17 protein-coding genes are annotated in these 18,549 nt (G+C 65.5%); 6 read left to right on the top strand and 11 right to left on the bottom strand.

Going from position 1 to position 18,549, the window contains the following annotated elements; translation table 11 throughout:
* The first annotated feature begins 98 nt into the window (after positions 1-98).
* The 4 genes from AB7290_RS24715 to AB7290_RS24700 are packed head-to-tail and all read left to right on the top strand — an operon-like array spanning position 99 to position 4,033.
* Positions 99-752 (top strand): tetratricopeptide repeat protein, encoded by a 654-nt coding sequence (locus tag AB7290_RS24715; RefSeq protein WP_085402824.1) that lies wholly within the window; start codon positions 99-101, stop codon positions 750-752.
* A 44-nt stretch (positions 753-796) separates the two neighbouring features.
* On the top strand, positions 797-1,348 hold the full coding sequence (locus AB7290_RS24710) for a hypothetical protein (RefSeq protein WP_085402825.1): 552 nt from the start codon (positions 797-799) through the stop codon (positions 1,346-1,348).
* Between the two features lie 49 nt (positions 1,349-1,397).
* Positions 1,398-2,780: a ribosome biogenesis GTPase Der gene (der, locus tag AB7290_RS24705; RefSeq protein ID WP_085402826.1), complete on the top strand. Its 1,383-nt coding sequence runs from the start codon at positions 1,398-1,400 to the stop codon at positions 2,778-2,780.
* Positions 2,777-4,033: a TCR/Tet family MFS transporter gene (locus AB7290_RS24700; protein ID WP_085402827.1), complete on the top strand. Its 1,257-nt coding sequence runs from the start codon at positions 2,777-2,779 to the stop codon at positions 4,031-4,033. Before der ends, AB7290_RS24700 begins: the two co-directional genes overlap by 4 nt.
* Positions 4,034-4,145: 112 nt before the next feature.
* On the opposite strand, the gene AB7290_RS24695 is transcribed toward AB7290_RS24700, so the two are convergent.
* The 6 genes from AB7290_RS24695 to radA all read right to left on the bottom strand — a co-directional run bounded on the left by AB7290_RS24695 (position 4,146) and on the right by radA (position 11,517).
* Positions 4,146-5,372 carry an ABC transporter substrate-binding protein gene (locus AB7290_RS24695; RefSeq protein ID WP_063983724.1) on the bottom strand — a complete coding sequence of 409 codons (1,227 nt, stop codon included), beginning with the start codon at positions 5,370-5,372 and terminating at the stop codon, positions 4,146-4,148.
* A gap of 166 nt (positions 5,373-5,538) precedes the next feature.
* Positions 5,539-6,702, bottom strand: a complete 1,164-nt coding sequence (locus AB7290_RS24690) for a hypothetical protein (RefSeq protein WP_085402828.1) — start codon at positions 6,700-6,702, stop codon at positions 5,539-5,541.
* 78 nt (positions 6,703-6,780) lie between these two features.
* Positions 6,781-7,521: an SDR family NAD(P)-dependent oxidoreductase gene (locus AB7290_RS24685; RefSeq protein ID WP_085402829.1), complete on the bottom strand. Its 741-nt coding sequence runs from the start codon at positions 7,519-7,521 to the stop codon at positions 6,781-6,783.
* Positions 7,522-7,737: 216 nt separating this feature from the next.
* The gene (purF, locus tag AB7290_RS24680) at positions 7,738-9,243 is read right to left on the bottom strand and encodes an amidophosphoribosyltransferase (protein WP_063983721.1); all 1,506 of its coding nucleotides are present in this window, start codon (positions 9,241-9,243) and stop codon (positions 7,738-7,740) included.
* A gap of 29 nt (positions 9,244-9,272) precedes the next feature.
* Complete coding sequence (locus AB7290_RS24675; protein WP_063983720.1) at positions 9,273-9,902, bottom strand: CvpA family protein; 630 nt, start codon at positions 9,900-9,902, stop codon at positions 9,273-9,275.
* 166 nt (positions 9,903-10,068) lie between these two features.
* Positions 10,069-11,517 (bottom strand): DNA repair protein RadA, encoded by a 1,449-nt coding sequence (radA, locus tag AB7290_RS24670; RefSeq protein WP_085402830.1) that lies wholly within the window; start codon positions 11,515-11,517, stop codon positions 10,069-10,071.
* 200 nt (positions 11,518-11,717) lie between these two features.
* Here radA and AB7290_RS24665 point away from each other — a divergent pair, with 200 nt between their 5' ends.
* Positions 11,718-12,875 (top strand): ABC transporter substrate-binding protein, encoded by a 1,158-nt coding sequence (locus AB7290_RS24665; RefSeq protein WP_245344182.1) that lies wholly within the window; start codon positions 11,718-11,720, stop codon positions 12,873-12,875.
* Entirely contained in the window at positions 12,875-14,953 is a 2,079-nt protein-coding gene (locus tag AB7290_RS24660; protein WP_085402832.1) for a putative bifunctional diguanylate cyclase/phosphodiesterase, read from the top strand. The genes AB7290_RS24665 and AB7290_RS24660 overlap by 1 nt, the downstream gene beginning before the upstream one ends.
* Before the next feature lie 6 nt (positions 14,954-14,959).
* Here the strand turns inward: AB7290_RS24660 and AB7290_RS24655 are convergent, their stop codons facing one another.
* From AB7290_RS24655 to AB7290_RS24635, 5 genes are all read right to left on the bottom strand, one after another.
* Positions 14,960-15,685 carry a sulfite exporter TauE/SafE family protein gene (locus AB7290_RS24655; protein WP_354075950.1) on the bottom strand — a complete coding sequence of 242 codons (726 nt, stop codon included), beginning with the start codon at positions 15,683-15,685 and terminating at the stop codon, positions 14,960-14,962.
* Positions 15,686-15,789: 104 nt separating this feature from the next.
* Entirely contained in the window at positions 15,790-16,236 is a 447-nt protein-coding gene (gene rpiB / locus AB7290_RS24650) for a ribose 5-phosphate isomerase B (protein WP_085402833.1), read from the bottom strand.
* Between the two features lie 68 nt (positions 16,237-16,304).
* Positions 16,305-17,099 (bottom strand): transporter substrate-binding domain-containing protein, encoded by a 795-nt coding sequence (locus tag AB7290_RS24645; protein ID WP_085402834.1) that lies wholly within the window; start codon positions 17,097-17,099, stop codon positions 16,305-16,307.
* Positions 17,100-17,118: 19 nt separating this feature from the next.
* Positions 17,119-17,877, bottom strand: a complete 759-nt coding sequence (locus AB7290_RS24640) for an amino acid ABC transporter ATP-binding protein (RefSeq protein WP_085402835.1) — start codon at positions 17,875-17,877, stop codon at positions 17,119-17,121.
* 1 nt (position 17,878) lies between these two features.
* Complete coding sequence (locus AB7290_RS24635; RefSeq protein WP_071914693.1) at positions 17,879-18,547, bottom strand: amino acid ABC transporter permease; 669 nt, start codon at positions 18,545-18,547, stop codon at positions 17,879-17,881.
* Positions 18,548-18,549: the final 2 nt, after the last annotated feature.

Below are 18,549 nucleotides of genomic sequence, written 5' to 3'. Positions count from 1 at the left end.
CGCCATATCGTTAGGGTACCCCGCCGCCACGTGGGGGACGGGATTCCTGACGCGAACGCATTGGCGCGCGCACCCGGACGGGCATGGGATTAGCATAAGTGTCTGAATTATTTGACGAAGTCGACGAGGAAGTACGTCGCGAACAGCTCAAGAAGCTGTGGGACAAATATTCGATTGTCTTCATCGCCTTGATGGTGCTGATCGTGGCTGCCGTCGGTGGCTGGCGCGGCTACCAGTATCTGGAGGGCAAAAAGGCCGCCGAGGCCGGCGCCGCCTTCGAGAAGGCCGCTGAGCTGTCCGACCAGGACAAGCACGCGGAGGCCGAGGCCGCCTTCACCGCGCTCGCCGCCAAGGCTCCCTCGGGTTATCGCACCCTGGCGCGGCTACGTGCCGCGGCCGAGGCAGCGCCCCGCGATCCCAAGGCGGCCGCCAAGATGTTTGACGACATCGCCGCCGATCGCAGCATCGGTGGTGAGTGGCAGGATCTGGCGAAGCTCCGCGCCGCCGGCTTGCTGGTCGACAGCGCGTCCTATGCCGACATGCAGCAGCGGCTGGAGTCCTCCGCCGCGCCCAAATCCACGTTCCGCCATAGCGCCCGCGAGTTGCTGGCGCTGTCGGCCTGGCGCAACAACGACATGACCGCGGCCCGCAAATGGCTCGACGCGATTGCCGAGGACGGCGAAACGCCGCCCGGTTTGCGCTCACGCGCCGAGGCGCTCCAGGCCCTGCTGCCGCCCGTCGCCAAAAGCTGACCAAGAGCTGACCTTCGGGCTCTCTGACGTAGACGAGACACAAGATGCGCCGCACGCCACGCTTGATCGCAGCCGCCGTCCTGATCGCCTTCACAGGCGTCCTGGGCGGCTGCTCCAGCTTCGATCCAAGCGACATGCTCGACTTCCTCGACACCAAGAAGAAGCTGCCGGGCGACCGCAAGCCGGTCTTCCCGGAGGGCGTTCCGGGCCTCGAGCAGGGCGTGCCGCGGGAGATGTACAAGGGCGCAGCACAGCAGCAGCCGGATCCGAATGCACCGGCCGTCGCGGCTCTGCCCGCCGAGCCGCCGCCCGAGGCCAAGCCGGCGAAGGGTGCCAAGGCGAAGAAGACTAAACAGCCTGCCAGTGCCGCGACAGCGCCCGCTGAGGCGCCGGCGGGCGAGGTTGACGGCGAGGCCCAGCCCGAGGCCGCGCCGCCCACGGCCGCTCCGCCGCCCAAGCAGAAGATCGTGCGCAAGCGCACCACCGCCCCGCCGCCGGATCAACCCGTCCAGCAGGCGCAACCGACCCAGACCACCCAGCAGCAATCGCAGGGAGCTTTCCCGGCACCGATGCCGAGCGGCAGCTTTTCGCGCTGATCCCTTCATTACATTGACAGGCGCGGCCTTCGCAGCGCACGAATGACCGATGTCCTTCACGATTGCTATTATCGGCCGGCCCAATGTCGGCAAATCGACGCTGTTCAACCGCCTGGTTGGGCAGAAGCTCGCGCTCGTCGATGACCTGCCGGGTGTTACCCGCGACCGCCGCGAAGGCGAGGCCAGGCTCGGCGACCTCGAATTCACCATCATCGACACCGCCGGCCTCGACGAGGGCGCCAAGGGCTCGCTGACCGCGCGCATGCAGGAGCAGACCGAGGCCGCGATCGCACAGGCCGACGCGCTGTTCTTCGTCATCGACGCCCGCATCGGCCTGACGCCCACCGATCGCGCCTTCGCCGATTTCGCCCGCAAGGCCGACAAGCCGGTACTGCTGGTCGCCAACAAGAGCGAAGGCAAGCACGGCGATGCCGGCGCGATGGAGGCCTTTGCGCTCGGCCTCGGCGATCCCATTCAGGTCTCGGCCGAGCACGGCGAAGGCATGGGCGAGCTGTATGACGCCCTCCGCGAGTTGATGCCGGAGCCTGTCGAGGAAGATGAAGCCGAGGACGACGAGCCGCTGACCGAGGAGGAGGCCGCGACGCGTCCGATCCGCGTCGCCATCGTCGGCCGGCCCAATGCCGGCAAGTCGACGCTGATCAATCATCTGCTCGGCGAGGAGCGCCTGCTGACGAGCCCGGAGGCCGGCACCACGCGCGATTCCATCGCGGTCGAGATCAACTGGAAGGGCCGCGATTTTCGCGTGTTCGATACCGCAGGCCTGCGCCGTCGCTCGCGCATCGAGGAAAAGCTGGAGAAGCTCTCGGTCGCCGACGCGTTGCGCGCGGTGCGCTTTGCCGAAGTCGTCGTGATGATGATGGACACGCAGAACCGCTTCGAGGAGCAGGACCTGCGCATCGCCGATCTGATCGAGCGCGAGGGCCGCGCGGTCGTGCTAGCCGTCAACAAGTGGGATCTGATGGAGACCAAGGGCGGCGGCGCCATCTCGGGCCTGCGCCGGGATGCCGACCATTCGCTGCCGCAGATCAAGGGCGTGCCGATCGTCGCCGTATCAGGTCTGATGGGCGAGGGCATCGATCGTCTGATGCAGGCGATCCAGAACGCCTACGCGGTCTGGAACAGGCGCGTGCCGACATCCGCGCTCAATCGCTGGTTCGAGCAGGCCGTGCAGGCCAATCCGCCGCCGGCGGTGTCCGGCCGACGGCTCAAGCTGAATTACATCACGCAGAACAAGGCGCGTCCGCCGAGCTTCGTGCTGTTCTGCTCGCGCGCGGACGCGGTGCCACAGTCCTATTTGCGCTACCTGACCAATTCCATGCGCGAGACCTTTGAGCTGCCGGGTACGCCGGTGCGCATCACCTTGCGCGAAAAGGCCAACCCCTTTGCCCACAAGCGCAAGCGGCCGTCGTGAGCAACGATGCCGGCGAGGCGACGGCGCAGGGCGCTGCGCCGGTCCGGCGCGGCGCGGTCGCCTTCATCTTCGTCACCATCCTGCTCGACATGCTCGCGCTCGGCGTGATCATGCCGATCCTGCCGAAGCTGATCGAGAGCTTCGTCGACAACGACACCGCGCATGCGGCCCGCATCTTCGGCCTGTTCGGCACCGCCTGGGCGCTGATGCAGTTCGTGTTCTCGCCGGTGCTCGGCGCGCTGTCGGATCGCTTCGGACGGCGGCCGGTGGTGCTGCTGTCGAATTTCGGGCTCGCCGCCGACTATGTGCTGATGGCGCTCGCGCCGTCGCTGCTCTGGTTGTTCATCGGCCGCGTGATCTCGGGCATCACCTCGGCGAGCATTTCGACCGCCTTTGCCTATATCGCCGACATCACGCCGCCGGAGCGGCGCGCGGCCGTCTTCGGCAGGATTGGAGCTGCCTTCGGCGCCGGCTTCATCCTGGGCCCGGCGCTCGGCGGCCTGCTCGGCGATATCGATCCGCGGCTGCCGTTCTGGGCGTCGGCGGCTTTGAGCTTTGCCAATGCGCTCTATGGGCTCTTCGTCCTGCCGGAATCGCTGGCGCCGGAGCGGCGCGCGCCGTTCCGCTGGACCAGCGCCAATCCGATCGGAGCGCTGCACTTGCTGCGGTCCAACGCGGCGCTGGCCGCGTTATCCATCGTCAACTTCATCGCACAGGTCGCGCATGTCGTGCTGCCCTCGACTTTCGTGCTCTATGCGACCTATCGCTACGGCTGGGATTCCAAGACCGTGGGTCTGACGCTCGCGATGGTCGGCATCTGCGCCATGGTGGTGCAGGGGCTCGCCATCGGCCCGATTGTGCGCGTGCTCGGCGAGCGGAATGCGCTGGTGCTCGGTCTGTGCTGTGGCGCGATCGGCTTCGTGATCTTCGGCGCGGCGCCGACCGGCCCGCTGTTCTGGATCGGCATTCCCGTGATGTCGCTGTGGGGCATCTCGGGTGCCGCCATGCAATCGCTGATGACGCGACTGGTCGCGCCCGATCAGCAGGGCCAGTTGCAGGGCGCGACCGCGAGCGTGCAGAGCGTCTCGCAGCTCGTCGGGCCGTTCCTGTTCACGCTGACGTTTTCCTATTTCATCGGCGCCAGCGCGCCGTGGCATCTGCCCGGCGCGCCGTTCCTGCTTGCGGCGGTATTGATGGTGGTATGTGTCGCGATCGCGATGCGGTCGCTATCTGCCACGAAGACGGTCTCGTAGTATCGCAGGGTGGGCAAAGCGAAGCGTGCCCACCGCTACTTCGTCAACTCGCGGAGAGAAGGTGGGCACGGCGCTTACGCGCCTTTGCCCACCCTAGGCAGCGTCGACTCTCTTACTTCTTCACCAGCGGACACTCGCTGTCCTTGAGCGGCTTGGCCGCGTCTTCCGCCGCGATCGTGGCGATCTGCTTGTAGTAGTCCCACGGACCCTTCGACTCCTCGGGCTTCTTCACCTCGAACAGATAGGCCGGGATGAGACGGCGTCCGTCCTGGCGCAGCGGGCCATTGCCGAACAGCGGATCGTCGGTCGGCAGCTCCTTCATCTTGGCGACGACCTTGGCGCCGTCATGCGGGTTGCCGCCGAGCGCTTCCATCGCCTTGAGATAGTGCAGCACCATCGCGTAGTTGCCGGCCTGGGTCATCGACGGCATCGCATTCTTGCTGGCCAGGGCTGCGAAGCGCTTCGACCAGGCCCGGGTCTGCTCGTTCATGTCCCAGTAGAAGGACTCGGTGAAGGTCAGGCCGTGCGCGGTCTTTAGCCCCAGCGAATGCACGTCGTTGATGAACAGCAGCAGCGCCGCGAGCTTCTGGCCGCCCGATACGATGCCGAATTCGGCCGCCTGCTTGATCGAGTTCGTGGTGTCGCCGCCGGCATTGGCGAGGCCGACCACCTTGGCCTTGGACGATTGGGCCTGCAGCAGGAAGGACGAGAAGTCGGAGCTGTTGATCGGGTGCTTGACGCTGCCCAGCACCTTGCCGCCGTTCGCCGTCACGACGGCCGTGGTGTCGCGCTCCAGCGCGTGGCCGAAGGCATAATCCGCGGTAAGAAAGAACCAGGTGTCGCCGCCGGCCTTGGTCAGCGCCTTGCCGGTGCCGTTGGCGAGCATGTAGGTGTCGTAAGTGTAGGAGATCGTGTTCGGCGTGCAGGCCTTGCCGGTCAAGTCGGCAGAGGCGGCGCCGGAATTCAGCAGCACCGAATTCTTTTCCTTGACGAGGTTGCTGACCGCAAGCGCGACGCCGGAGTTCGGCGTATCAGCGATCGCATCGACCTTCTCGTTGTCGATCCACTGCCGAGCGATATTGACGCCGACGTCCGGCTTGTTCTGGTGATCGCCGCTCAGAACGTCGATCTTCCAGCCCTTCTTGAGCAGGCCGGAATCCTCGACGGCCATCTTGATCGCGACCACGGAGTTCGGGCCGCCGATATCGGCATAGAGGCTCGACATGTCATTCAAGACGCCGATCTTGACGGTCTTGTCCTGCGCGTAAGCGGATGTTGCAAAACCGAAGGCGGCACAGGCCAGAAGGGCCGCATAGCGGCGCGCGAGCGTCGTCGTCATAAAAGGTCTCCTCCATTTTCAATATGCGGACGGCTCTCTTGCGGAGCCTTGTTCCGGCTGATCGCTCTACCGTGTCCCACGGCTGGCGGCAATGCGCCTAAAGCCGGATGACGCTGCGGCGTAGCGTCATCCGTCGGTTAACCTTTGGGCAAAGTGTGTTGAGACGCTATTTGAGCGCGTCCGAGGTCAGCTTGAATTTCTGGATGCGCTTACCGGTGTCGACCTCGGCGGTATAGACGTTACCCTTGGCGTCTATCGCCATGGCATGCACCCAGTGGAACTGCCCGGCATTGCGGCCGTTGTGGCCGAAGCTGCCGACCACGCTGCCGTCCTCGCGCTTGATCACCCGGATCTCGTTGTTCTCGCCGTCGGCGCTGAGCAAATAGGTCTGCTTCGGATCGGGCCAGATCGCGACGTCCCACACCGCGCCGTTGCCGAGGGTGTTCTTCTCGAAGAAGAACTCCTTCACGAAGGTGCCATCCTTTTTGAACACCTGGATGCGATTGTTGATGCGGTCGCAGACGTAGACGAGACCGTCATTGGCGAGCTTCACGCAATGGACGGGATTTCCGAATTGTTGGGAGACGGGCGCCTTGGGATCATACGCCGCCTGCTTGTTGTCATCGGGCTTGTTGCCATAGGCGCCCCAGTGCCGCTTGTAAGCGAGCGTCGTCGCATCGAACACGATGACGCGGCGGTTGCCATAACCGTCGGCGACGTAGATTTCGTTCGCCGCCTTGTCGATCGCGGTTTCGGCGGGCTTGCCGAGCTGCGTGGTGTCGTTGCTGCCGAGGCTCGGCGCGATCTTTCCGATCTGGGCGACGAACTTGCCGTCGAGCGTGAATTTCAAAATGGCATTGTCGTTGTCGGCGTTGCCGCCGACCCAGACGAAGCCGCGCTCGTCGACCTCGATGCCGTGCTCGCGGCCGACCCATTCATAGCCTTCGCCCGGACCGCCCCACGACCGCAGCAGATTGCCGTCGGTGTCGAATTCGAGCACGGGCGGCGCCGAGACGCAGCACTTCGAGCGCGGCGGGTTGAGGCTCGCGCCTTTCTCGTCATCGGTGAGCGAGCGCGGGCGATGGATCACCCAGATATGGCCCTGCCAGTCGACGGTGATGCCGCCGACCTGGCCGAGGATCCAGTTGTTCGGCAGCTGTTTTGGCCAGGAGGCATCGACCGCGAAGGTCGGGACGTCACCCGCAGTCGCCGTGCCTGGAAGCACGAACGCGATGGCTGCAATAAGGATGGAGAAGGCGTGAGAGACTCGTACGAGCGCACGGCCGAGCCTTGTACAGACAAGCCCTGCGCGATCATGCCACGGCGCCATGGCAACCTCCCTTTTTTGGCTTGCGGCTTGCTGCCGCTTGAGCGCGGGCAGTCAATCGCGGGGAGGCACGCGAGTCAATCAGGCCGGCGAGCGGAAGCTCATCAGTGTGCGGGTCTTGTAGTCGTAGAACTTGCCGGTTTCGGTCCAGTCAGGCGCGCACATCGGGACGATGAATTCGGCGACCTGCTCGGGTGTCTCCAGCGTCGCCGGATCTTCGCCCGGCATCAACGTGGCCCGCATGCGGGTGCGGATCGGGCCCGGGTTGAACAGGTTGACACGGAGCGGCGTGTTCGCGGTTTCCTGCGCCCAGGCGCGGGCCAGCGTTTCCAGCGCGGCCTTGGAGGCGGCGTAGGGGCTGACATAGGCGGTGGCCTTGTTGGCGGCGCCCGAGGTGATGAACACGGCCCGGCCGGCATCGGACTGCCTCAGCAGCGGCTCCATGCAGCGGATCAGCTGGAAGTTCGCCGAGACGTTGACCGCCATCACGTCGGTGAAAGTTTTCAGTTCGATGTGGCCGACCGGCGAGGAGGGGCCGAGCACGCCGGCATTGCCGACGAGGATGTCGAGCTTGCCGTAGCGCTCGTGCAGGCCGGCGCCGAGCCGCGCGATGCCGTCGGAATCGGTGAGATTGAGCGGCACCAGCGTGGCGCTGCCGCCGTCTTTCCGGATCTCGTCATCGAGCTCTTCGAGCCCGCCCTGCGTGCGCGCCGTCGCAACGATATGCGCGCCGGCCTTGGCCAGCGCCTTGGCCGTGGCAAAGCCGATGCCGCGCGAGGCGCCGGTGACGAGAGCGATGCGGTTGGCGAGGGGATTTGTCATGGCGGGGTTTTACAGGCGTGGATGGCCGGGACAAGCCCGGAATTTCTGCCCTCGCGCTCCCGCCGCAGCCCTACTGGATATTGGTACTATTGTTCGGGCCGTTCCCCGAGCTGTCAGGCGGCACCTTCATGCCCTGCCTGAAGGCAAGACGATGAAGCCGACCAAAAGCCCTCCGCAGAGAATGGCGATGGCCAGCTGCATCGTCGCGGTCTTTCGTCAGCTCGCTTCCGCCAGCAGCGACAATTGCCGCGGCTGCTGCTCGGTCTGGGTCTGGTCGGTGAGGTGGGTCGGATACGCCCCGGTGAAGCAATGATCCGAGAATTTCGGATTGGCGGGGTCGCGGCCGGGCTCGCCCATGGCGCGATACATGCCGTCGATCGACAGGAAGGCGAGCGAGTCGGCGCCGATGATCTCGCGCATCTCCTCCAGCGAATGCGTCGCGGCCAGGAGGCCGCCGCGATCCGGCAGGTCGATGCCGTAATAATCGGGATAGAGGATCGGCGGCGAGGCGAGGCGGAAATGGACTTCCTTGGCGCCGGCATCGCGCATCATGCGCACGATCTTCTTCGAGGTGGTACCGCGCACCAGCGAGTCGTCGATCAGGATGATGCGCTTGCCTTCGATCGCGGCGCGGTTGGCCGAATGCTTCATGCGCACGCCGGACTCGCGGATCGCCTGCGTCGGCTGGATGAAGGTGCGGCCGACATAGTGGTTGCGGATGATGCCGAGCTCGAACGGCACGCCGGAATGCTGGCTGTAGCCGACCGCGGCGGGTACGCCGGAATCCGGCACCGGCACGACGACGTCGATCGGCACATGGCTCTCGCGCGCGAGCTGCGCACCAAAGGCCTTGCGCACTTCGTAGACCGAGCGGCCGTGAACGATGGAGTCCGGACGGGAGAAATAGATGTATTCGAAGATGCAGGGGCGTGGCGCCATCGGTGGGAACGGCTTGTGGATGTCCTGGCCGTTCTCGTCGAACACGATGACTTCGCCGGGCTCGATGTCGCGAATGAAGCGCGCGCCGATGATGTCGAGCGCGCAGGTCTCCGAGGTCAGGATCGGGCAACCGTCGAGCTCGCCGAGCACCAGCGGGCGGATGCCGCGCGGATCGCGCGCGCCGACCAGCTTCTTGTTGGTCAGCGAAACCAGCGCATAGGCGCCCTCGATCTCGCGCAGGGCGTCGATGTAGCGTTCGATGAAACGGCTGCGCCTGGAGCGCGCGACGAGATGCAGGATCACCTCGGTGTCGGTGGTCGACTGCATCATCGCGCCGTTCTTCACGAGCTCGCGGCGCAGCGTCAGGCCGTTGGTGAGGTTGCCGTTGTGGGCGACCGCAAGGCCGCCGGCATTGAGCTCGGCGAACAGCGGCTGCACGTTGCGCAGGATGGTGGCGCCGGTGGTGGAGTAGCGGACATGGCCGACGGCCATATTGCCGGGCAGGCGGTCGATCACCTCGCGGCGGGAGAAGGTGTCGCCGACGAGGCCGAGGCGGCGTTCCGAGTGAAAGCGGCTGCCGTCGTAGGAGACGATGCCGGCGGCCTCCTGGCCGCGATGCTGGAGGGCGTGGAGGCCGAGCGCGGTGATGGCCGCGGCGTCAGGGTGGCCATAGATGCCGAAGACGCCGCATTCCTCGCGGAGCGTATCGCCCTCCAGGTCGTCCTGAAGCTCTAGCGCGGCTGGGCCGAGATCAAGTTGGGCGTCCTGGTCAGGGTGTCGCATCTCGTCCGCGCCTCTCTTTTAGGGCCTAATCAACGCGCCGCAGGTTTCTCGATCAGCTTCTTGAGGCTGTCACGAGCAGGTTTACTGTATCCGTCGCCAGTGCCCGAAGGCTGCGGTTCGGAATCAGCTTGATCATCATCTGGTTTGTTTTTCTTGAATCTCTTCAAGATGGTGTTCTCGGGGTCGTCAGGCAAGAGGGCCATCAGCCAATCCCCGGTTCCCTGGAGCACCACGCGGGATTTGGCCCCCGTGACCCAGTCCGGGCGCTGCTTGTCCGGCACCAGCCAGGTGAAGAACAGGAACGCGACCACGACGATCAAAAGCCCGCGAGCGAGGCCAAACAGGAAGCCCAGAGTGCGGTCCAGCGCGCCGATGCGCGAATCCAGGATCATGTCGGAGATCCGGACCGTGATCACGGAGACCACGACCAGGGTGCCGACGAACACACCGGCGACCACGACGACGCTCGCCACCGTGTCGTTGTTGAAATAGGTCTTTGCGGTCGGCAGCAGCTTCGAGAACGAGTACAGCGTCACGATCGCCGCGGCGCCCCAGGCCGCGATCGACAGGATTTCACGCATGAAGCCGCGGACCATCGCGAGCAGGCCCGAGATCAGCATCACACCGAGCAGGATCAGGTCGAGGAGTGTTACTGGCATCGGCTGGTCGGGTCCGCTCGTACTTCAAAGGTGCTCAGCGAATCGGTGTTTGGCCGTGGCCCTAAGTGAGGGCCAGACGGCGTTCCCGGCAAGGCCGCAACCACGCAATCCCATGCTGCTTTTGTGACGGCTGTATAGCGGTGGGGGCGGAGGACGTCACCTCCACCTAACCCTCTCCACGGCGGAATCTTGCCGGTGTGGCATTTTTCTCCGCCGAAGCGCTCTGTTCGCCGCGGCGGGAGCCCCGGGCCGCGATCTCGGCCACCAGTGTCGTCAGGCTGTTGATCGCGTTCAGGGACAGTCCGGCGTCGCCGCCAGCATCGCCGCCCCGGGCCGATTCGGGCAGCACGGCGCGCTTGAAGCCGAGCTTGACGGCTTCCTTGAGCCGGGCCGGGGTTTGCGCCACCGGGCGGATGACGCCGGAGAGCGAAATCTCGCCAAAATAGACGGCATCGGTGGGTAACTGCGCATTAACCAGGGATGAAACCAGTGCGGCCGCGGCGGCCATATCGGCCGCCGGCTCGTGGATGCGCAGGCCGCCCGCGACGTTCAGATAGACGTCGTGGCCGGACAGCTTGACCCCGCAATGGGCCTCCAGCACTGCCAGCACCATGGAGAGCCTGCTCTGATCCCAGCCGACCACGGCCCGGCGCGGGGTGCCGAGCGAGGTGGGGGCCACCAAGGCCTGCAATTCGACCAGAACGGGCCTCGTACCCTCGATGCCCGCGAAGACTGCGGTGCCGGGCGTGCCGAGATCGCGCTCGGACAGGAACAGCTCGGAGGGATTGGTGACCTCGCGCAGGCCAAGGCCGGTCATCTCGAACACGCCGATCTCGTCGGTCGGGCCGAAGCGGTTCTTCACGGCGCGCAGGATGCGGAATTGCTGCGAGCCTTCGCCCTCGAAGGACAGCACCGCATCGACCATGTGCTCGACCACGCGGGGGCCGGCGATCTGGCCGTCCTTGGTGACATGGCCGACAAGGATGATGGCAGCACCCGTCTTCTTGGCGAAGCGGATCAGCGCTTGCGCCGAGGCGCGCACCTGGGTGACCGTGCCGGGCGCGGATTCCACCGTGTCGGTCCACATGGTCTGGATCGAGTCGATCACGATCAGCCGCGGCACCGCGCCTTCCGACAGCGTCGAGACGATGTCCTCGACCGAAGTCTCGGCGGCGAGCTGCACCGGCGCATCCGACAGCCCGAGCCGCTCGGCGCGCAGGCGCACCTGGGCGACCGCCTCTTCGCCGGAGATGTAGACGATGCGGTGGCCGGCGCGCGCCATCATGCTGGTGGCCTGCGTCAGCAGTGTCGACTTGCCGATGCCGGGATCGCCGCCGACCAGCAGCACCGAGCCGCGGACGAAGCCGCCACCGGTGACGCGGTCGAGCTCGGTCATGCCTGAGGACAGGCGAGGAGCGTCCTGGGTCTTCCCCGACAGGCTCTCCAGCGCAAACGTCCGTCCCTTGCGCTTGGAGCGGATCGAGACCGGCACGCTGCCGGTCGTGTCCTCCTCGGCAAGCGTGTTCCACTCGCCGCAGGATTCGCACTTGCCCTGCCAGCGGTTATAGGCCGCGCCGCAGTTCTGGCAGACGAAGGAAAGCGTGTTCTTGGCCATGGGGACAGCGAGTCGGGGTTTTCAGGTTTGCTGATAGCACGGAATGACGGGCGAGACGGCGATCGCCGTCACCCCATTAGCCCAATTCACCGCAGCCGATACACCCTTTGTTAGCTCTACGCCGCCGCGCCGTTCCGGACTTTGCCAAATGTTAGCGGACGCGGGTCCAGTTTCGAAACCGATACGGGATGGCGAAACGAATGACGGTAGTCTTGCGGATAATGCTCGCCGTGGGCATGGCCTGCGGCCTTCTTATGCCGATTGGCGGCGCCGTTGCGGCCGACGCCGGGCGTCTCAATATCGTTTTCGTCAACCCCGGCAAGACCGGCGAGGTCTACTGGGACATGGTCGCGCAGACCATGCAGGCCGCGGGCCGCAAGCTCGACGTCCATGTCGAGGTGCTGACCAGCGAGCGGAATTACCGCACCATGCAGGAGCTTGGCTTCGGCGTGGTGGCACGCGCCGACAAGCCGGACTTCCTCATCCTGTCGAACGAGGAATCCGCTGCCGTTCCCATCCTGGAGGCGGCCGAGGCCGCCGGGGTCAAGACGCTGCTGCTCTCGAACACGCTGATCGGCGACGACGCCGCGCGCCTCGGACCGCCCCGGCAAAAGCTCAAGACCTGGCTCGGCGACATCACGACCGATCTCCAGACCGCGGGTGCGAGGATGGCCAATGCCTTGATCAAAGTGGCGCGCGCCGAGAAATGGCAGAGCCCGGACGGCAAGATCCACATTCTCGGCATCGGCGGCGACGAGATCACGCCGGCCTCGATCGCCCGTAACGCCGGTCTCAAGCTCGCGGTGGACGCCGCGCCCGACGTGGTGGTGGACCGGATGCTGTTCGCCAACTGGACCCAGTCGGAGGCGGAGCAGGTCACCAGGAATTATCTGGGCTGGGCTGCGCGCAAGGAGATCCGGCCTGCCGGCATCTGGGCCGGAAACGATCCGATGGCGCTCGGCGCGCTTCGCGCGGTGGTCGCGGCCGGCCTCACGCCCGGCCGGAACATCCAGCTGGTCGGCCTCAACTGGTCGGAGGACGCGCTGCGCGAGATCAAGGCGGGCCGTCTGCTCATGACCGATGGCGGACATTTTCTGCTCGGCGGCTGGTCGATCGTCCTCCTGCGCGACTACGCCGACGGCTGCGATTTCGCGACCGCATCGCCCCGCGTCGAGGCCAGGACGTCTGCGATCACGCGCGACAATCTCGCTTCGGTCGGAGACCTCATCAAGACGCGCGCCTTCGATCGGATCGATTTCGCGCGCTTCAGGGCGAGGGCAGGGCGCTGCGGCCAGTACGATTTCTCCATCGATGCGCTCATCTCTTCGCTGACGCTTCCGGAAGGCGCTGCTGACTGATGCGAAACGGTGACGACATGACCGATCGGGATCGCAAGCAGCAGGCGACGGCGCCGTCGCGCTCGCGCTCGGTGGTCCGCGCGATGATCTGGGCCACCGTGCCCGTGCTGCTGGTGGTGCAGCTGCTCGCCTCCGCCGGCGTCGAGGCATCGAGCTTCTGGTCGCAGATCAGGCAGCTCGACGCGCGCATTGCCCGCACGGCCGAGAGCCGCGCCGAACTGATCGCCGAGCCGCTCTGGAAGATGCGCTACGATCAGGTCACGAGCGTCCTCAACGAGATCATGCACGACGAGACCATTGCCGCGGCGGCCGTTTATGACGACACCGGCGTCGCGATCGCGCGGGTGGTGGCGCGGCCGGCGGACCAAGCGGTATCGGAAGTCTCGCGTCCGATCCGCTACAGCAACGGCAACATCGCCGTGCAGGCCGGTCGTATCGCGATCGCCTATTCCTATGCGACGGTCTACACGGACACGGGCAGCCGGCTGCTGCTGCTGCTGGTGGTCGGCCTGCTCGCAACATTTGCCACCCTGATCGCGATGCGGATCTCGGCCAACATCTTCATCGGCAAGCCGCTTACCGCGATCATGTCGGCGATCCAGCGCAGCAAGCAGGACGGGCGAGCCTATCCGGCCGACATCAAATCGACGAACGAATTCGGCCAGCTCGCGCGTGCCTTCAACGCCATGCAGCACACGACATCGGGCGCGCTCGACCGGCTCGGGCACATGGCCGCGCACGATCCGCTCACGGGCCTGCCCAATCGCCGCTCGCTGTCCGAGCATCTGGTGACCCTGAGCGGCGATGCCGGCTCGCCGGACTCGCTGATCGCCTTCTGCTTCATCGATCTCGACGACTTCAAGGGCATCAACGACACCTTCGGCCATGATGCCGGCGACAAGTTCCTGGTGCACATCTCCGAGCGCCTGCGCGATGCGGTCGAACCGCAGGATTGGGTCGCCCGGCTCGGCGGTGACGAATTCGTCGTCATCCGCCCCGAGGTCAGCAATGAAGCGACCGCCCAGGCGTTCGCGCGCCAGCTGTTAGATGCGATTTCCGAGCCGATCCGGCTGCACGACAAGCAGGTCGTGCCGCGCGCCAGCATCGGCCTTGCCGTGCGCCGCGCCGGCGATCCCGAGCTGTCGCATTTGCCGGCGCTCGCCGACATCGCGCTCTACCATGCCAAGAGCAAGGCGCCGGGCACCGTCGCTGTGCTCGACGAAGCGCTTCAGCGCGACTATCGCCGCCGCCGGGACCTCGAGCTCGCCATTCCCGCAGGCTTCGCCGAGGGGCAGTTCGAGGTCTGGTATCAAAGCCAGGTCGACCTCGGGAGCCAGGCCGTTGTCGGCCTCGAGGCGCTGATCCGCTGGCGCCATACCGAACTTGGCTTGATCGGTCCCGGCGAATTCCTGCCGCTGATCGAGCGCAGCGGCAACAATGCGCGGCTGACGCGCTACGTGCTGACCGATGCCTGTCGCGCGTTGCAGCGACTGGCGTCCGCCGGCAGGCCGCAGATCCGGATCGCGATCAACCTGCCACCGTCCGAGCTTGCCGACCATTCGCTCGCTGCCGAGCTGCGTGCGACCTGCGCGCGTTTCAACGTTGCGGCCTCGTCGCTGGAGCTCGAGATCACCGAGGGCTCGCTGATCAACAACATTGCCAGCGCCTCCGAGACGCTGCACCGCCTGCGGCGCCTGGGCGCAACCATCGCGCTCGACGATTTCGGCACCGGCTATAGCTCGCTCGCGCATCTCAGGCGGTTCCCGCTCGACAAGGTCAAGATCGACAAAGCCTTCATCAGCGAGATCCCTGACAGCGCGGAAGACAAGGCGATCGTCGGCGTCATCGCCTCGCTCGCCGGCACGCTGGGGCTGACGCTCGTCGCGGAAGGCATCGAGCGGCCCGAGCAGGCTGACGCCATGCGCGAGATGGGCGTGATGCTCGGGCAGGGTTATCACTACCATCGGCCGCAGCCGCTCGACGCCGTGCTGCAATGGCTCGAAAAGCAGGCGGTGCCCACTGAGACGAGCCGCGTCCTCGCCGACAGCCCGTCGATCGCGCCCGAATTCGCCGCCTGACCGCGATTACGACTGCGTTGCGTTCCAGAGCATGGAGAGGCCCGCAGCGATCATGATCGCGTCCATCACCAGGCGGAACATTTCCGGCTTGAGATGCAGCACGAAGCGTTTCGCGATGAAGGCGCCCGACATCAGCGAGGAGCCTGCGATCAGGCCCTTGATGAAGACATCCTGCGTCAGCGCGCCGAAACGTTCGAAGGTCACGGACTTCGCGAAATAGAGGCCGAGTGAGGAGGCCGCTTCGGTGGCGAGGAACGCGCCCTTGGACAGGCCGTAGAACAGGAACAGCGGCACGCTGAGCGGGCCGGTCGAGACCACGATGCCGGTGAGATAGCCGATGATCGCCCCGCCGATCGCCAGATGCCAGAGATTGGCCTTGAGATCGTGCCGCGCCAGCCAGTGCCGCACCGGCACCATCGCGATCAGGAAGATGCCGATGGCGAGATCGACGGCGTGCGAGGGGAGCGCGAGCAGCGTGCGCGCGCCCAGCACGGCGGCCGGAATGCCCGTCACCGAATAGGCCGCGCAGGCCCTCCAGTCGACCTCGCGCCACCAGGCCAGGATCCGCGAGAAATTCGCCATCACCGAGGCGACCGCCATGATCGGCACGGCTTCCTTCGGCCCATAGGCATAGACCAGCACCGGCATCAGCATGATCGACGACCCTGTGCCGACGATGCCTGAGACGGTGCCGGCGATCAGGCCGACGATGAGGACGAAGAGAAAGGCCAAGGTGCTCTCCACGAATCGGGAGAGTTTAGCCGTGGCCGGCGATGCGGGCGATCCATTCCAGGCGAGGGAACCAATCGCTCAGCGCATGCCATCCCAGCCGGCCGTCAGCCTTGCTCGTCCATGATGCGCAGCTTCTCGACGCGGCGGCGAAAATCCTCGTCCGTCGAGAATTCGGCGGAAAGGTAGGACGAGACCAGATCCACGGCGAGCCAGGCGCCGACGATCTGCGCGCCGATGCACATGACGTTGACGTCGTCATGCTCGACGCTCTGATGGGCGGAATGAACATCGTGGCAAACCGCGGCGCGGATGCCCTTCATCTTGTTGGCCGCGATCGAGGCGCCGACGCCGGTGCCGCACACCATGATGCCGCGTGCGGCTTCGCCTGACGTCACCTTCTGAGCCACGGCCCGCGCGATGTCGGGGAAGTCCACCGGCTTGTCGTCATGGGAGCCGACATCGACGATGTCGTGGCCGAGGCTGCGGATGTGATCGATAACGGTCTGCTTGAGCGGCCAGCCGGCGTGGTCGGATCCGATGACGAGACGCATGTGATGTCCTTCTTGATTTTATGTTGGTCGTGACAGCCGCTTCGCGGCTGCCACGATTTTCCCTGGTTTCAGCTGCGCATGTCGGGCGGCAGCTCGACCCCGTGGAATTTCCTGTAGATCGCGTTGAGCTTGCCGTTCTTGACGTTCTCGGTGATCCAGGCGTTGAGCTTGTCCATCAGGCGCTGCTCGCCCTTCTTCAGGCCGATCGCGAGGTCGAAGGTCGCCAGCGGGATCCGGGATTCGAACACACGCGACGGGTTCTTCACCCCGATCTGGTTGATGATCGTCGCCGACGAGGCGACGCAGTCGACCTGGCCGGAGACGGCCGCCGTCACCATCGTGGCGTCGTCGTCGTAGCGCGAGATCTTAAGGTCCTTGTCCTTCATGTTGGACAGGGTGGTGTCCTGCGTGGTGCCGCGGGAGACGCCGATCGACTTGTCCTTCAGGTCGGGCCAGTCCTTGACGGTCGAGGATTTCAGGCAACCGACGTCGGATTGCAGCGTCGCATAGCGCTTGGTGAAGTCGATGACCTTGGCGCGATCGGGCGTCACCGACAAGGTCGAGATGATGATGTCGGCCTTGCCGGTCAGGACGTTGGGGATGCGTGTCGCGCCGGTGGTCTGGATGAATTCGAGCTCGAGCCCCCAATCCTTGGCGAGCAGTTGCGCCACTTCGACGTCGGAGCCGGTCGGCTTCATGCTGCTGTCCATCATACCCGAGGGCGGAATGGCGACGTCCGTCGAGATGCGGATCTTCTTGGCCTGCGTGATGTCGTCGAGCAGATCGGCCGATGCCGGCGTGGCTGATATCATGACGAGACCGAACAGCGCGGTGGCGGTCCCCAGCAGTGTCTTGTTTGTCATCCTTGGTTCTCCTCTCCTGTTATGATTTTAAGTTTCCAGTGCCCACGAATTGCGTGAGTTCGGGCGTCGCCGGCGACGTCAGGATCGAGGCGGGGCCGGTCTCGTGGACCTTGCCGCGATGCATGAAGACGATCCGGTCGGCGATGCCTTTGGCAAAACCCATCTCGTGGGTGACCATCACCATGGTCATGCCGTCCGCCGCCAATTGCTCGATCACCTTCAGCACCTCGCCGGTAAGCTCGGGATCGAGCGCGGAGGTGACCTCGTCGAACAGCATCACCTTCGGTTGCATCGCGAGCGAGCGGGCGATGGCCGCGCGCTGCTGCTGTCCGCCCGAGAGCTGCTCGGGATAGGCGTGCAGTTTCTCGTCGAGCCCGACCTGCGCGAGCACTTTTCGGGCGAGGTCCCTGGCTTGCGAGGTGGCCATGCCCTTCACGGCGCAGGGGGCGAGCGTGATGTTCTGTTCGATGGTGAGGTGCGGAAACAGATTGTAGCTCTGGAACACGATGCCGACGTCCTGGCGCAGCGCGCGCAGATCGACATCAGGGCGGTCGACGCGATGCCCGCACACGACGATCTCGCCGCCGTCGACCTTCTCGAAGCGGTCGATGCAGCGCAGCGCCGTGCTCTTGCCGGAGCCGGAGCGGCCGATCAGTGCCAGCACCTCGCCGCGCTCGACGGCAAAGGAGACGCCATCGAGCACCCGGAGCGGGCCAAAGCTCTTCTGCACGTCGCGGAGCGACACGATCGGTTCGGAGGAGGAGGGGTTTTGCTGCATGTCAGGCTGGTGCGAGGTTGGACCTGCCACGCCCCATCCGCCGTTCCAGCTTCTGGCTGAACAGGGACAGGGGATAGCACATGGCGAAATAGACGACGGCGATGATCGCGTAGATGGCGAACGGCTCGAACAGCGAGTTGTTGACGATCTGGCCCGACCGCATCAGCTCGACGAAGCCGACCACGGAGGCGAGCGAGGTGTTCTTGATGATCTGCACCATGAAGCCAACGGTCGGCGGCGTCGCGATGCGGATCGCCTGCGGCAGGATCACCTTCATCATCCGCTGGGTGCGGCTCAGCGCGAGGCCTTCGGCGGCCTCCCATTGCGGCTTCGGCACTGACTGGATGCAGCCGCGCCAGATCTCGCCGAGATAGGCCGAAACATATAGCGTGAGCGAAGCGCCGGCGGCAGCTAACGGCGAGACCTTGAGGCCGATCGCGGCGAGGCCGAAATAGCCGAGGAACAGGATGACGAGCAGCGGCGTGCCCTGGATCAGCTGGACGTAGACGCCGCTGGCGATCCGCACCGATTTGAGCGGCGAGATGCGCGCGAGCGCGATCACGAAGCCGACGATGCCGCCGCCGATCAGCGCGATCCCGGACAGGCCAATCGTCCACAGCGCGCCCTGACCGAGGAACATCAGATGATTGATGTTGAGATGTCCGCCCATGG

Source organism: Bradyrhizobium sp. 613_E4_N2_2, from assembly GCF_052075995.1.
Lineage (GTDB): Bacteria > Pseudomonadota > Alphaproteobacteria > Rhizobiales > Xanthobacteraceae > Bradyrhizobium > Bradyrhizobium barranii.
Note: the sequence above shows the minus strand (reverse complement) of the source record. Positions and strands in the feature narration are given on the sequence as shown.